We start from the raw sequence: 13,572 nt of genomic DNA, 5'->3' as shown, positions 1-13,572 counted from the left end.
TCTGCTCTCGCCCCAAAATACGGGGCTCGCCAGAACAACCGCGCCTGTAACACTCAGCCTTCGCTACCGCTTGTCTTCGTTAACAGGACGACGGTTTCAACATGATTTGTCCACGGGAACTGATCGACTGCTACAGCTCTCTGGACATAATAGCCGCCTTCGCTGAGAAGTTCCAAGTCTCTTGCAAGAGATGTGGGTTTGCAGCTAACGTAGATCATATGAGGTACACCGTAATTAATTATCTTGGTTAAAGCCTTGGGATTAACTCCTTCGCGGGGAGGATCAAGGATTATGAGATTAGGCTTTTCCTCAATTTCATCAATAACTTTAAGTACATCACCGGCTATAAATTCGCAGTCAGTAAGGCGGTTTCTGGCTGCATTTTCCTTGGCTGCAGCAACCGCTTCCTCTACAATCTCGACACCAATTACCTTATTGGCAATAGGAGCGATTATCTGCGCAATTGTTCCGGTTCCGCAGTAAAGGTCAAATATAACTTTATCTCCGGGGTCCTCACTGGTGTTATCATACAGTCCGCTTATGTACTCTCTTATCGTGTCATAGAGAACTTCAGCGCTCAGGGAATTGGTCTGGAAAAATGAAAAAGGAGTAATCCTGAATCTAAGTCCCAAAAGCTCCTCGTAGAAATAGTCCTGACCGTACAATAAGGTTGTACCCTCATCGATTACGGCATCAGCCTTTGAATCATTCTTGGTATGGAGTATTCCCACAATGTGACCTGTCAGCTCAAGTGTAAGAAGCATATCCTTGTAACCTGACAGATCATGATCTTCCTGAGTTGTAGTAACTAAATCTATAAGGATTTCACCGGTCCTTACTGCCTTTCTTACAAGCAGATGGCGCAAATAGCCTTCCTGTCTCATTCTATGATAAAAGGTGATCTCACCATTTTTATACATCTCAGAAAAATATGAAAGCGTTGCAGAAAGGATCTGGTTATAATCATCATCCACAATCCTGCATCCGGTAACGCTTACAATATCATACATGCTGTTTCTTTTGTGCATTCCAAGAGCGAGGGGTCCGTTAAGCTCCTCGTCACCAAAGGTAAATTCCATCTTATTTCTGTATTCAAATTTAACCGGGCTGGTTTTAATACCCTCCCAGGTATAAGTCTGTTCCTGCTTTTCCAGAATAGGATTAAGAATTCTCCTTACCTGCTGCTCTTTCATTCCGAGCTCTTTTACGTAAGGCATGGTAAGATAACTGCATCCGCCGCATTTACCAAAATGAATGCAGGGACTTTCAATAGCATCTCTTGCCTCCTCGAGAACTTCAAGAAGTCTTCCTTCTGCTCTTTGGTTCCTGCATTTTGTTATAACACAAGACACTTTCTGACCGGGCAAGGTATTCTTTACCACTACCCGGCCTTCAGGCGTCTCCATAATTCCTTTATTCGGGAATTCTACTCTTACAATTTTACCGCTTATTATATCTTTTCGTTTCATTTCTCCAAATCCAGATCGACGAAATCATCATCGAAATCGTCAAAGTCATCATCGTCGAAATCATAGTCGTCTTCATATTCAGGCATCATGTACTGGAATACGCAAAAAGCAATTGCTGCTACAGCTGCTATTGCACCGAGCACTGCAAGTACCCACAAAATTACATTTGAAGGTTTTCTTGCATTAGCTGCTTCCTTTTTTTCCAATAACTCATTGATTCTTGTAACCTCAAGAAGATCCTCGATTCTACTTTTGTCCATGGTTAACCCCCTCACATAATTATTTGTGTATTTTTCATATATAATATTTTACACGACAAGCACTGATGTTTCCACGTAAAACCCAATACTTTATTATTTTTTAATTACTAAAAAGTATTTCCGGAAACATCTCAAAATATTTAAAGCTTTTTCAGCTTTGCGAATGCCGCAAACATTATCTTTTGTCCGAACTCGTCAAAATCGACTGTGACCTTATAGTCTCTGGGCTCCTTTACTATTTCTTTTACAACTCCTGTGCCGTATTTTACATGCAGGACTCTGTCTCCAACGCCATAGTCCAAAATCTCCATTCCCGGCATACCCTTTTTAAGTCCGGTGATTCCGGCCTTCTTATGAGTTGCTGCTGCGCCTGCTATAAAAGGTTTGTCCTTTGGAACAGCTCGCTTTTTCGCAGGTGCGGCCTTGGCGACAGGTCTTCCTCCGGAATATGAAACCGCTGCCTTTGTCCCTGCATAAGGACTCTTTGCAACAGGTGAAGCACCATATCCGGTACTCTTTGAAAAATCCATCTTCTTTTTGAAGATGATTCCGGTGTCGAGATCGATATCGTCATCGTCGTCGATAGACTCGCCTCCGTCAAACAAAAATCCACCATCCGAAACGCTTATATCATTAAGCATTTCTCTTGGTATCTCTGTAACAAATCTACTTACACCATTGTACTGAAGCTGTCCTCTGGTCATTCTTGCCTTGGCGCAGCACAAAGTAAGCTGTTTTCTTGCTCTGGTTATTCCAACATAGGCAAGACGTCTCTCCTCTTCGACTCCCTCGGGATCTGAATCTTCGTTCATAAGTGTCATATAACTCGGGAAAAGATTCTCCTCCATTCCCGCAAGGTAAACATGATCAAACTCAAGACCTTTTGCCGAATGAAGAGTCATGAGAAGAACCTTATCATCATCATCAGATACATTATCTATATCCGCTACAAGAGCAACTTCTTCCAAAAATCCTGTCAGAGTGGGCTCATCTTCCTTCTCTTCATAAGCCGCCATCTTGGAAATTAGTTCGTCTACGTTCTGCTCTCTCTCATTATCTTCTGTATCAGCATTGTCATCAATCGTAGCCAGGTAGTCGAGGTAATTAATCTCTCTGATTACTCTCTGCAATAACTGTTCCAGAGTGCATTCTTTCTCGTATGCCCTGAAAACACGGATCATATTTGCAAAGGCAACGCACTTTGCCATTGCCGATTTGTTAAGCCCCGGAATCATATCTGCTTCTTCGCAGGCCTTAAGGAAACTGATATTGATCTTGTCTGCATAGTTTTGCACATGTTCAATACTGGTTGCACCAATTCCGCGCTTTGGAACATTTATTATTCTCCTTACAGAGAGGTCATCCGCACCGGAATCAATAGTTTTAAGATAGGCAAGAAGGTCTTTTATTTCGCGCCTTCCGTAGAAGTTCACACCGCCCACAAGATCATAAGGAATTCCCTCGTAGACAAATCTTTCTTCTAAAAGACGAGACTGTGCGTTAGTTCTGTATAAAACAGCAATGTCTTTGTAATCTGCTCTGCCCTGTTTCTTTAACTTTACTATGTCAGATGCTATAAATTCAGCCTCTTCCGGACCGGTGTTGCATCTTTTGAATCTGACAGGCTCACCCTTACCCTCATCAGTCCAAAGAGCTTTTTCTTTTCTTCCATAGTTATTTTTTATAACGCAGTTAGCCGCATCAAGGATGCTCTGAGTTGATCTATAGTTCTGCTCGAGTTTTACAACAAACGCATTGGGATATACCTTCTCAAAATCAAGTATGTTTCTGATATTAGCGCCTCTGAATCTGTAAATACTCTGATCATCATCACCAACAACACACAGATTCTTATACCTGTCAGCAAGAAGCCTTATAAACTCAAACTGAACATTGTTGGTATCCTGGTACTCATCAACCATTATGTAGCGGAATCTCTCCTGATACTGCTCCAGTATCTCCGGATTATCCCTAAAAAGCTTAACCGTATTAAGAAGCAGGTCATCAAAGTCCATGGCATTGTTCTTTTTCAGAGTGCTTTCATATTCAAGATATGCCTTTGCTATCCTCTGCTTCCTGTATTCTGTGCCTGCGGCCGTAGCATACTCATGTGCATCGACACAGTTGTCTTTTGCATGTGAGATCGCAGTCTGTATATTTCTTAATTTGAGCTGCTGACTCTCAAGCTGATATCTCTTGCAGATGTCCTTTAAAACTGATTTGGAATCATCTGAATCGTAGATTGTAAAATTGTTTTCATATCCGATCTTATCCGCATATCTTCTGAGGATTCTCACACATGTTGAATGAAAAGTCGCAACCCAGATGCTCTCCGAGCCAAATCCAACAATCTTATCAACTCTGTCCCTCATCTCGCCTGCCGCCTTATTTGTAAAAGTTATGGCAAGTATATTCCAGGGATTTACCCCGCATTCATCTATAAGATAAGCAATTCTGTGTGTCAAAACTCTTGTTTTTCCGGAGCCTGCACCTGCAAGAATAAGTACAGGACCGTCAGTCTCAAGAACTGCTTTTTTCTGTTCACTGTTTAATGTATCGTAAATACTCAATAAATCTATTCCTCACGTTCTTACTTTTTCTTCTTTTTGTTTTCAGACGAGTTGTCCGTAATTTCTGCCACATGGTCAAGAATCGTCTCAACCAGAAGCATCTTCATGAAAACGTCATAGGATAAAAGCGAAATGAAATTAAACATCTGAAGCTTTTCTTTATCCTCGCCTTTTGCGTTTTCAAATGATTTCTGGGCAACTGCGTATTTCTCTTTGATGTCTGACTTCAGATGATCGATAATATAACCCTGTTCATCGTAGATCGTTCTGTAAATATCCTTTAAATTGATATCCTCATCATCTTTTCCGAACTTTTCATATACGGGTCCAAGAAGTGTCTTAATATCATTTATGGACAGCATATTCTTGTAATAATAGATAAATATCAAAAGAATAATGTGATCCTTTGAATACTTCTTCTTTACCGGAGGCGGAAGCAGATCGTTCTTGGCATAATTGTTTATCATGGTCTTGGTAAGTATCTTGTCTACTCCCGGGTGCCTTACCGATTTCTTCAGGTTTTCCTCCATAAAAGGAAGAAGCTGATCCATATACAGATCTATATTGGGTATGTCATTTACGTCAACCTGCTTTATGCGGTCCAGGCTCTTCATTATGCTGTTTAATAAATCATCGTAGTCAAGTGTCATGTCTGCTCCGTTTCAATCTATCTTTTCTTAACGCTCTTAGCCTGCTTCATCATCTCTTTAGCATTCTCAAGGACAGAATCTGTAACCTCTGCACCTCCGAGCATTCTTGAAAGCTCATATACCCTGTTTTCTTCGGAAAGCTTAGTGATCTGAGTGATCGTTCTCTCTTTTCCGCCTTCCTCATGGGTGCTCTTCTTAATTTCATAATGAGCATCAGCCATAGCAGCTATCTGCGGAAGATGCGTAATGCAGATTATCTGATGGTCGCATGAAAGCATTCCGAGTTTTTCAGAAACCTTCCATGCTGTATGTCCGCTTATTCCTGCATCAATCTCATCAAAAATAAGTGTATCGATGTCATCCTTCTTAGCAACTACAGTCTTTATTGCAAGCATTATTCTGGAAAGCTCGCCGCCTGACGCAACCTGGTCAAGAGGTCTTATTGCTTCTCCCGGATTAGTTGATATCATAAATACTGCTTCATCATAACCGTTTGCTGATACCTTTTCTTCATCAGATTCAACCGCTATCTCAAAAATCACATCAATGAAATTAAGGTCAATTAGTGCCTTTTTGAGTTCCTCAGCCAGTTTCTTTGCGGATTCTCTTCTGATCTTTGACATCTCTTCGCAGAGTTTAAGGAGTCTGTCCTTTTTTTCTTTCTCGTTTCTGAAAAGAGAATCCCTGTAGCTCTCAAAATCTTCAAGCTTCCTTATCTCAGCTTCCTTTTCATCTCTGTAAGAAAGAACTGCCTCGATCGATCCACCATACTTATCCTTTAAATGATTGAGGATATTTAGTCTGTCCTCGGTAGTCCTGAAATCTTCCTCGTCAAATTCAAGGTCGCTTAGATATGAAGATAATGAATGTCTAAAATCCGACAACAAATTATCAATATTAGACAATTCATCCAGCAGCTCCTCAAGTTTGTCATCATAAGATGCAACACTTGTAAGTTCTCTCACTGCCCTTCCTATCGCATCGGCGGCGTTGTCTTCGCTGTCTCCTGCGCCTGTGATATTTGCGGCAATGTTTGCTGCCTCCGCTATCTTCCTTGAATTTACCATCTTTTTATAGCGGCTCTCGAGCTTTTCGTCCTCGCCTACTTCAGGCATGGCTTCATCTATTTCTTCAAACTCAAATCGGGCAAGATCTTTTTCTCTCTCCCTCTCTCGTTCGTCGATATTGGTATCTTCAAGCTCTTTTAAAACAGCCTTCCATTCTGCGTATGCGTCATGGCATTTTTCTTTAAGCTTTGTCAGCTCATCTCCCGTATAATCATCCAGGATCTCCAGATGCTTTTTCTTGTGCAGAAGCTCCTGATGGTCATTTTGACCGTGGATGTTTATGAGCACATTTGAAAGCTCTCTAAGCTGCTTTGCGCTCACAGTTTCACCATTTGCCTTGCAGACACTTCTGCTCTCCATGATCTTTCTCTGAAGGACCAGAGTTCCGTCTTCCTCCACGGGAATGTCCAGCTCTTTTAAAATCTCAAGCTGCTTTTTATTCTTAATTCCAAAAGCAAGCTCAATAAGGGCATACTCTGCCCCGGTTCTTATCATCGAGCTGTCTGCCTTTGCGCCAAGTGCCAGATTCACGCTACCTATGATAACTGATTTTCCTGCGCCTGTTTCACCGCTAAGGATATTAAGTCCTTCTTCAAATTCCACTTCCTGCTCATTTATCAGAGCCAGGTTTTTCACGTTTAAACTGTATAACATAGTTTCCTCTTTCCATGCTTCTCCGGGCCTGGAAATCTATTTAATGGAGTATCTGTTTGATGCGTTCCATAACAAGGGGAACATCCCCATTTGTCCTGATTGCAGCCATAATAGTGTCATCACCTGCTATGCATCCTACAACTTCTTCAAAATCCATAGCATCAAGAGCCGCGGCAACCGCCATAGCCATACCTGACACCGTTCTTATCACCAGAATATTTTGCGCCTGATCCATACTTACAAAACCGGCTCTCAAAACATCTGCATATTTATCATTCATTCCCATATCATCCTGAATGTAAACATACTTATTTTTTCCATCCGGAGTGGATCTCTTAGTCAGTCGAAGCTGTCTGATATCTCTTGAAACCGTTGCCTGAGTTACACTAAAGCCCTCAGCATTAAGCATATCAGCTATCTGCTCCTGTGTCTCAATGACATTGTTCTGAATGATCTCAATTATCTTTTCCTGTCTGTTTTTTTTCATACTAATTTTTTCCTTAATGTGTTTAAAAAGCTTTCACTTCTGAGCTTCACGATCCTTGTAACCTTGTCTGCCGCAGTAATATCCACTCTGTCTCCGCTCACCATGTATCTTCCGCTTCCGCCGTCAAGTGAAACTTCAAGCTTTTGCGATGCACCGGCGCGCCCTTTTCCTATCTCAACGGTGATCCTGTCGTGCTCTGACAAAACAATAGTGCTCTTATTTAAATTGTGTGGACATATAGGTGTTAAAAGAAGAATCTGCGCCTTGGGATCCACGATAGGTCCGCCGGCAGACATATTATATGCTGTAGAGCCTGTAGGAGATGAAATGATAATACCGTCTGCCTGATAGCTTGTAAGCAGCATATCGTTAACATATATATTGAAATTATGAACCTTAAGAGATGAACATCTCGCAATAACTATATCATTAAGCGCATAATTTACAAGATTGGGGTTTCCTTCTGTTTTGAGTACCCCCTTTAGCATCATACGCTGTTCTATTTCGAATTCATCATTCAAAAGCTTTGCAAGTGCGCTTTCAAGGTCTGCCATCTCAACTTCGGCAAGATATCCAATAGTTCCCAGATTTATTCCAAGAATAGGAATATCTCTTTCAAAAACGCATCTTGCAGCCTGAAGCATTGTTCCATCACCGCCAAGTACAATACAGCACTCTGCGTCTTCCGGAATATTAAGCTTGCCTGTAACCTCATATTTTTCCGAAGTGATATCTGCATCAAAAATTGTACAGGTAGCGCCATTTTGTTTAAGGAATTCACAAACCCTGTTTGTAGCCTCAAGTTCCGGATCCTTACTTTTATTAGTGATTATGAAAAAATGCTCCATACTCCCCTATAACTCCCCATGTGCGTGCTCAACAGTTCCATCTATGAGCTTTTTCATATCCTCGCTCTTTGAAAGCCCTGTTTTATTAAGAATTATCTCTTTTAAGAGCTTTTCTCCCGTAGCCTCATCTATATTCTCAACTTCGCTGTTTCTGCTTTCATCCTTCCTGATATAGACAAGATATTCTATATTTCCCTCAGGTCCTCTAACCGGTGAAAATTCCAGATTAAGAACGTTAAAGCCAATCAGATCGGCAAAATCTATTACTTTCTCAATTACTTCTTTATGTATTTCAGGCTCTCTTACAACACCCTTTTTACCAACCTTATCTCTTCCTGCCTCGAACTGGGGCTTGATAAGGCATACCATCTCGCCTCCGTCCTTTAAAAGCTTTCGTGCGGGAATAAGTATCTTGGTAAGCGATATAAATGATACATCTACTGAAGCAAAATCGAGATCATCATCTATATCATCCCTTGTAAGATATCTGAAATTGGTCTTCTCCATACAGACAACTCTCTCATCCGACCTGAGTTTCCATGCAAGCTGTCCGTGTCCTACATCAACCGAATATACCTTAACAGCCCCGTTTTGCAGCATGCAGTCGGTAAATCCGCCGGTTGATGCTCCTATATCCATACATACGAATCCGTCAAGCTTAAGGCCAAAATTCTTCATTGCTTTCTCAAGCTTTAGCCCGCCTCTGCTTACGTATGGCAGCTCATCACCTTTTACTTCAAGTGACTTAATCTTTGATTCATCAAAAGAAGTTCCCGGTTTATCTTCTCTCTGGCCGTTTACGAACACATCTCCGGCCATAATTATTGCTTTTGCTTTTTCTCTTGAAGAAGCAAGTCCTCTTGAAACAAGAAGGACGTCCAGTCTTTCCTTAGACATTTATTTCCTCGTATTTTCCTATTACTCTTTGTGCCACTGACTCGGCATCTATCTTAAGCTCTTTATAGAGCTCATCACATGAACCGTGAGTTACAAACTCATCGGGAATCGCTATTATGAGATGCTCAATATTAAGCCCCTCATCCACGATATAGCTTCTGACCTGTTGTCCGAATCCGCCCGTGATCACATTCTCTTCCATCGTTACTATAAGCTTGTGATTCTTTGCTGCCTTCTTTAGATATTCAGTATCAAAAGGTTTAGCAAATCTTGCATTGGTAAGTGAGCAGTTATATCCCTTGTCGATCAGAATATCCCTAACCTTCTCGCCTGTCTTAACCATGCTTCCCAGGGCAAAAAGCAGGATGTCTTTTTCCTCATAAAGAGGCTCCGCCTTACCCATCTCTATAGGTGCTCTGTGGTCTGCAAGACCGTCATACGCATTTCCTCTGGGGTATCTGATTGCGCTTGGTCCGTCAAAATCCACCGCAAATTTCAGCATATCAGAAAGCTCCCACTTATTCTTAGGCGCCATAATATGCATACCCGGCATAGTTGAAAGATACGAGATATCAAATATACCCTGATGCGTTTCACCATCACTTCCTACAAGTCCGGCTCTGTCAATTGCAAAAGTTACAGGGAGTTTCTGAAGGCACACGTCCTCCATCACCTGATCGTAAGCTCTCTGAAGGAAAGATGAATACACCGCAAAAATAGGATGATATCCACCAACTGCAAGTCCTGCAGCAAAGGTAACAGCATGTTCCTCTGCAATTCCGCAATCAAAGAATCTGGTCGGATACATATTTCTGAATCTCTTAAGACCTGTTCCGTCCGCCATAGCCGCAGTTATCGCTACAGCCTTGGGATTTCTCTCCCCAAGCTTACACATGACCGTACTGAAAATATCCTGGTAGTTAGCTGTTGTCCTGGGATTTCTCGGAATTCCGTTTTCAGGAAGGAAAGGCTCCGTTCCGTGGAATCTTGCAGGATGTCTCTCTGCAGGCTCAAATCCCTTACCTTTTTTGGTAACAACATGGATCATTACGGCTTTTCTTACCTTTTTTGCTTCCTTAATGGCAGCTCTCATAGCAGGAATATCATGTCCATCTATGGGTCCAAGATAAGTAATTCCCAGGTTTTCAAATACCATTCCGGGCACAAAAAGCTGCTTAAAGCTGTTCTTTGCCTTTCTAATAGAATTGACCATCTTAGGATTTGAATGCTTAAGTGAATTGTATATATCATCCCTTAAGTTAAGATATCCTTCGTTTGTTCTGACAACGTTAAGATATTTAGCCATACCTCCGACATTTTCCGAAATGGACATCTCATTATCATTTAAAACGATTATAAAATTGGTATCGAGCTTAGCAGCATTATTAAGCGCTTCATAAGCAAGTCCGCCTGTAAGGGAGCCATCACCGATAACAGATACAACTGTATAGTCATCACCTGAAAGTTGTCTGGCCCTTACCATACCAAGGCCTGCCGAAATACTTGTGGAGCTGTGTCCCGTATCAAAGCAATCACAATCGGACTCACTTCTCTTAGGGAAGCCACTCATTCCGCCGTATTTTCTAAGCTTATCAAAGCCCTCTTTTCTGCCTGTGAGAATCTTATGTGTATATGACTGATGTCCCACATCCCATATAATCTTATCCTTTGGAAGATTAAGCTCATAGTGAAGTGCCATGGTGAGTTCAACCGCACCCAGATTGGATGCGAGATGTCCTCCGGTAATACTTATCTTGTCTATCAGAAACTCTCTGATCTCAAGTGCAAGATTATCGAGTTCTCCCTTTGGAATTTTCTTTATATCATTTGGTTCATTTATACTATCTAAAAGCATATCGCCCTCATTTATTCCTTGAAATCATCCATTCAACAAGCGGAAGCAAAAATTCGCTACTGCCTTCTATGTCTTTTAAAATATCGATAGCTTCTTCAGAAAGCTTTTTAACATCTTCTTTTGATCTTTCAAGTCCGTTTAAAGAAACATAAGTGGTCTTTTCGTTCTTTTCATCGGAGCCTATTGGTTTGCCAAGTTCATCCTGATTACCGATTATGTCGAGTATGTCGTCCTGAATCTGGAAAGCAACTCCGATCTTTCTTGCAGCTTGCTCGATCTCATTTACCCTTTTGCTGTCTGCGCCTGCAAGAATCGCGCCTATCATCATGCTGCTCTCAAGCATAGCTGCAGTCTTATTTTCATGGATATAAATAAGCTCTTCTTCAGTTGCAGATGTTTTTCCTTCAGCCTCAATGTCAGCGCACTGACCGCCAACCATTCCATATACTCCGGCCTTACCTGCAAGTATCTTAAGAGCATATACTCTTCTGTCACTTATTTCTCCGTCATAGTCCGATAGTTTGTCGGCACACAAAAAAGATTTAAGCGCTGTCTCAAAAGCAAAGTTTAAAAGTCCGTCTCCTGCAAGGGTTGCCATTCCCGGACCGTATACAACATGCGTTGTCTTTCTGCCCCTTCTGTACTCGTCATTGTCCATAGCCGGAAGATCGTCATGAACAAGCGAATATGTATGTATCATTTCGATAGCTGCCATGAAAGGCTCTATTGTATCTAAGCTGTTCCCTCCAAGGAGTCTGTACACTTCCTTCATAAGAACAGGTCTGATCCTCTTTCCTCCCGCAAGGAGGCTGTAGTTCATGGCATCTACAACAACTGAATTGTATTTGTCCTCTTTTGGAAGATATTTTTTAAGGACAGCCTCTACCTGCGCTGCTTTCTCATTTAACGTTTCTGTCAAAGAAGCCATTATTCAAAATCCTCCATTCTGCCGTCTTCCATGATCTTCTGAACTTTTTTCTCGACCTTGTCTATGGAATCATTGCAGTGTTTTAGCAGATCCATTCCCTCTTTAAAAAGATTGAAGGAATCTTCAAGTGATACGTCTTCACTTTCAAGGGCTTTTATCTTTTCATCAACAGCATCAAATGCTTCTTCTATGGTAAGCTCTTTTGCTTCGCTTTTTTTAGCCATTTTATATCTCCGTAAAAATTCTAAACAGATACATGTTTATCGCTCATTTCGCCCGCTTGTCCCAAGACACACAGACTGAATGATTCCATCACTTACATATATATCAAGCTTGTCTCCCTCTTTTACCTGCTCGATCTTTCTTATGTTTTTACCGTTTTCGTCAGAGACATAGGAAAAACCGGAATTAAGCTTTTCAAGAGGGCTCAAAGCCTTTAATCTCTGTATATCTACATCAAGCTGATGTCTCTTGCCTTTTATCTTATCAAGCATCAGCATCTCTAACTTCTCATAGCTTGCTGCCGCGCGCATTTTCTTTTCTCTTATACGCGCCTGCGGTGAAAGGTGTTCAAGGAGCCTTCTGTCGTTCGCGGATTTAATTTTTAATTTCGAGATTTTTTCCTCGATCCGTCTGCACAGGATATTCTGATAATCGTTTATATCCTGCAAAAGAAGATCCATCTCATAAACCGCAAGCTCAGCTGCAGCCGAGGGTGTCGGTGCCCTAAGATCAGCAACATAATCAGCAATCGTTGTATCAGTCTCATGCCCCACAGCGGATATTATCGGAACCGGGCAGTTGAATATAGCTTCAGCCACCACTTCTTCATTAAAAGCCCATAAATCCTCTATAGAGCCTCCGCCTCGTCCAACTATGATAACATCCACGTTCTGCTCCGAAAGAGTCCGTATTCCCTTGACTATGCTTGCTTTTGCCTCATCTCCCTGAACAATTGCGGGATAGAGGATTATCTGAACATAAGGATTTCTTCTTGTAGCGATATTTATAATATCTCTTACCGCTGCTCCCGTAGGGGCGGTTACAACGCCTAAAGTCCTGATATATTTAGGAATTTCCTGCTTGTACTCAGGGGCAAACATTCCCCTTTCTTCAAGCTCTTTTTTTAACTTCTCATAACGCTCAAAAAGAGCCCCTGCACCATCCAGCACAATGGAAGACGCATAGAGCTGGTATTTACCGTCTCTTTCATACACATCAACGCTTCCTGTGACCTGGACCTGCTGGCCCTCCTGTAATTGAAACTTTAGTCCACGCTCTCTGCTGCCTCGAAACATCACACATGCTATCGCTCCGGCTCCATCCTTTAGAGTAAAGTAGATGTGACCGGAGGAGTGATATTTGCAGTTACTTATCTCTCCCTTAACCGTCAGGGACGACAGCAGAAAGTCCTGCCTGAACATATTCTTTATATAATTATTTATCTGGCCTACTGTATATACATTATGCAAATTTTGCAAGCACTCCGTTTACAAATGCAGATGAGCCGTCCTGACCGAATTTCTTGGCAAGTTCAACTGCTTCATTTATTGCAACTCCTGTAGGAATGGAGTCATCAAATTTAATTTCAAAAACTGCAAGTCTTAAAATCGCAAGCTCTACTTTACCTATTCTGGCTGTATCCCAACCCTTTGACTCCTTATTGATAAGTTCATCAATTTCGGGGAGCTTATCTCTTACCTGTTCAAGACGTCCCTTTATATAGTCAACATCAGAAGCACTCATCTCTTCATCAGCTGTCTCTGCAAAAAGGTCTTCCTGAATATTCATCTCTTCGGGTGTGTTGAATTCCACACGGAAAAGAAGTTTAAAAACCTGCTCTCTAAGTTCTGATCTCTTCATATTTCTAATAATATCCTGCTTTCT

At 41.6% G+C, this 13,572-nt stretch carries 12 protein-coding genes, 1 pseudogene and 1 other annotated feature (1 of these 14 cut by a window edge); all 13 genes and pseudogenes read right to left on the bottom strand.

The features are described 5' to 3' along the window. Nucleotides 1-76, bottom strand: a sequence feature (23S ribosomal RNA rRNA prediction is too short) (it extends 298 nt beyond the left edge of the window). Between the two features lie 10 nt (nucleotides 77-86). Further along, nucleotides 87-1,406: pseudogene (gene rlmD, locus T543_RS16595) on the bottom strand (23S rRNA (uracil(1939)-C(5))-methyltransferase RlmD); the annotation flags it as partial. A gap of 59 nt (nucleotides 1,407-1,465) precedes the next feature. Continuing rightward, a complete protein-coding gene (locus T543_RS13005) occupies nucleotides 1,466-1,729 on the bottom strand; it encodes a hypothetical protein (protein WP_051638774.1) in 264 nt (87 codons plus the stop codon). Nucleotides 1,730-1,869: 140 nt separating this feature from the next. After that, nucleotides 1,870-4,299: an ATP-dependent helicase gene (locus T543_RS13000; RefSeq protein ID WP_035769139.1), complete on the bottom strand. Its 2,430-nt coding sequence runs from the start codon at nucleotides 4,297-4,299 to the stop codon at nucleotides 1,870-1,872. 20 nt (nucleotides 4,300-4,319) lie between these two features. After that, complete coding sequence (locus T543_RS12995; protein WP_035769138.1) at nucleotides 4,320-4,949, bottom strand: DUF1836 domain-containing protein; 630 nt, start codon at nucleotides 4,947-4,949, stop codon at nucleotides 4,320-4,322. Nucleotides 4,950-4,966: 17 nt separating this feature from the next. Then, nucleotides 4,967-6,670: a DNA repair protein RecN gene (gene recN, locus T543_RS12990; protein ID WP_035769136.1), complete on the bottom strand. Its 1,704-nt coding sequence runs from the start codon at nucleotides 6,668-6,670 to the stop codon at nucleotides 4,967-4,969. 40 nt (nucleotides 6,671-6,710) lie between these two features. After that, a complete protein-coding gene (argR, locus tag T543_RS12985; protein WP_035769134.1) occupies nucleotides 6,711-7,157 on the bottom strand; it encodes an arginine repressor in 447 nt (148 codons plus the stop codon). After that, nucleotides 7,154-8,005, bottom strand: coding sequence for an NAD(+)/NADH kinase (locus T543_RS12980; protein WP_035769132.1), 852 nt, complete (start codon nucleotides 8,003-8,005; stop codon nucleotides 7,154-7,156). Before T543_RS12980 ends, argR begins: the two co-directional genes overlap by 4 nt. A gap of 6 nt (nucleotides 8,006-8,011) precedes the next feature. Further along, nucleotides 8,012-8,902, bottom strand: coding sequence for a TlyA family RNA methyltransferase (locus T543_RS12975; protein WP_035769130.1), 891 nt, complete (start codon nucleotides 8,900-8,902; stop codon nucleotides 8,012-8,014). Next, a complete protein-coding gene (gene dxs / locus T543_RS12970; protein WP_035769129.1) occupies nucleotides 8,895-10,757 on the bottom strand; it encodes a 1-deoxy-D-xylulose-5-phosphate synthase in 1,863 nt (620 codons plus the stop codon). Before dxs ends, T543_RS12975 begins: the two co-directional genes overlap by 8 nt. A 7-nt stretch (nucleotides 10,758-10,764) precedes the next feature. Further along, entirely contained in the window at nucleotides 10,765-11,685 is a 921-nt protein-coding gene (locus T543_RS12965; protein WP_035769126.1) for a polyprenyl synthetase family protein, read from the bottom strand. Continuing rightward, nucleotides 11,685-11,909 (bottom strand): exodeoxyribonuclease VII small subunit, encoded by a 225-nt coding sequence (gene xseB / locus T543_RS12960; protein WP_035769125.1) that lies wholly within the window; start codon nucleotides 11,907-11,909, stop codon nucleotides 11,685-11,687. The genes T543_RS12965 and xseB overlap by 1 nt, the downstream gene beginning before the upstream one ends. Nucleotides 11,910-11,945: 36 nt before the next feature. Further along, nucleotides 11,946-13,157: an exodeoxyribonuclease VII large subunit gene (xseA, locus tag T543_RS12955; protein WP_035769123.1), complete on the bottom strand. Its 1,212-nt coding sequence runs from the start codon at nucleotides 13,155-13,157 to the stop codon at nucleotides 11,946-11,948. Continuing rightward, the gene (gene nusB / locus T543_RS12950) at nucleotides 13,150-13,548 is read right to left on the bottom strand and encodes a transcription antitermination factor NusB (protein ID WP_035769122.1); all 399 of its coding nucleotides are present in this window, start codon (nucleotides 13,546-13,548) and stop codon (nucleotides 13,150-13,152) included. The genes xseA and nusB overlap by 8 nt, the downstream gene beginning before the upstream one ends. Nucleotides 13,549-13,572: the final 24 nt, after the last annotated feature.

The organism is Butyrivibrio sp. NC2002, assembly GCF_000702265.1.
Lineage (GTDB): Bacteria > Bacillota > Clostridia > Lachnospirales > Lachnospiraceae > Butyrivibrio.
Note: the sequence above shows the minus strand (reverse complement) of the source record. Positions and strands in the feature narration are given on the sequence as shown.

Bases quoted from the DNA above. Each gene is read 5' to 3' on its own strand.
- xseB (WP_035769125.1), bottom strand. From the start codon at position 11,909: ATGGCTAAAAAAAGCGAAGCAAAAGAGCTTACCATAGAAGAAGCATTT.
- nusB (WP_035769122.1), bottom strand. From the start codon at position 13,548: ATGAAGAGATCAGAACTTAGAGAGCAGGTTTTTAAACTTCTTTTCCGT.
- dxs (WP_035769129.1), bottom strand. From the start codon at position 10,757: ATGCTTTTAGATAGTATAAATGAACCAAATGATATAAAGAAAATTCCA.
- T543_RS13005 (WP_051638774.1), bottom strand. From the start codon at position 1,729: ATGGACAAAAGTAGAATCGAGGATCTTCTTGAGGTTACAAGAATCAAT.
- T543_RS12975 (WP_035769130.1), bottom strand. From the start codon at position 8,902: ATGTCTAAGGAAAGACTGGACGTCCTTCTTGTTTCAAGAGGACTTGCT.
- T543_RS12965 (WP_035769126.1), bottom strand. From the start codon at position 11,685: ATGGCTTCTTTGACAGAAACGTTAAATGAGAAAGCAGCGCAGGTAGAG.
- T543_RS12995 (WP_035769138.1), bottom strand. From the start codon at position 4,949: ATGACACTTGACTACGATGATTTATTAAACAGCATAATGAAGAGCCTG.
- T543_RS12980 (WP_035769132.1), bottom strand. From the start codon at position 8,005: ATGGAGCATTTTTTCATAATCACTAATAAAAGTAAGGATCCGGAACTT.
- recN (WP_035769136.1), bottom strand. From the start codon at position 6,670: ATGTTATACAGTTTAAACGTGAAAAACCTGGCTCTGATAAATGAGCAG.
- argR (WP_035769134.1), bottom strand. From the start codon at position 7,157: ATGAAAAAAAACAGACAGGAAAAGATAATTGAGATCATTCAGAACAAT.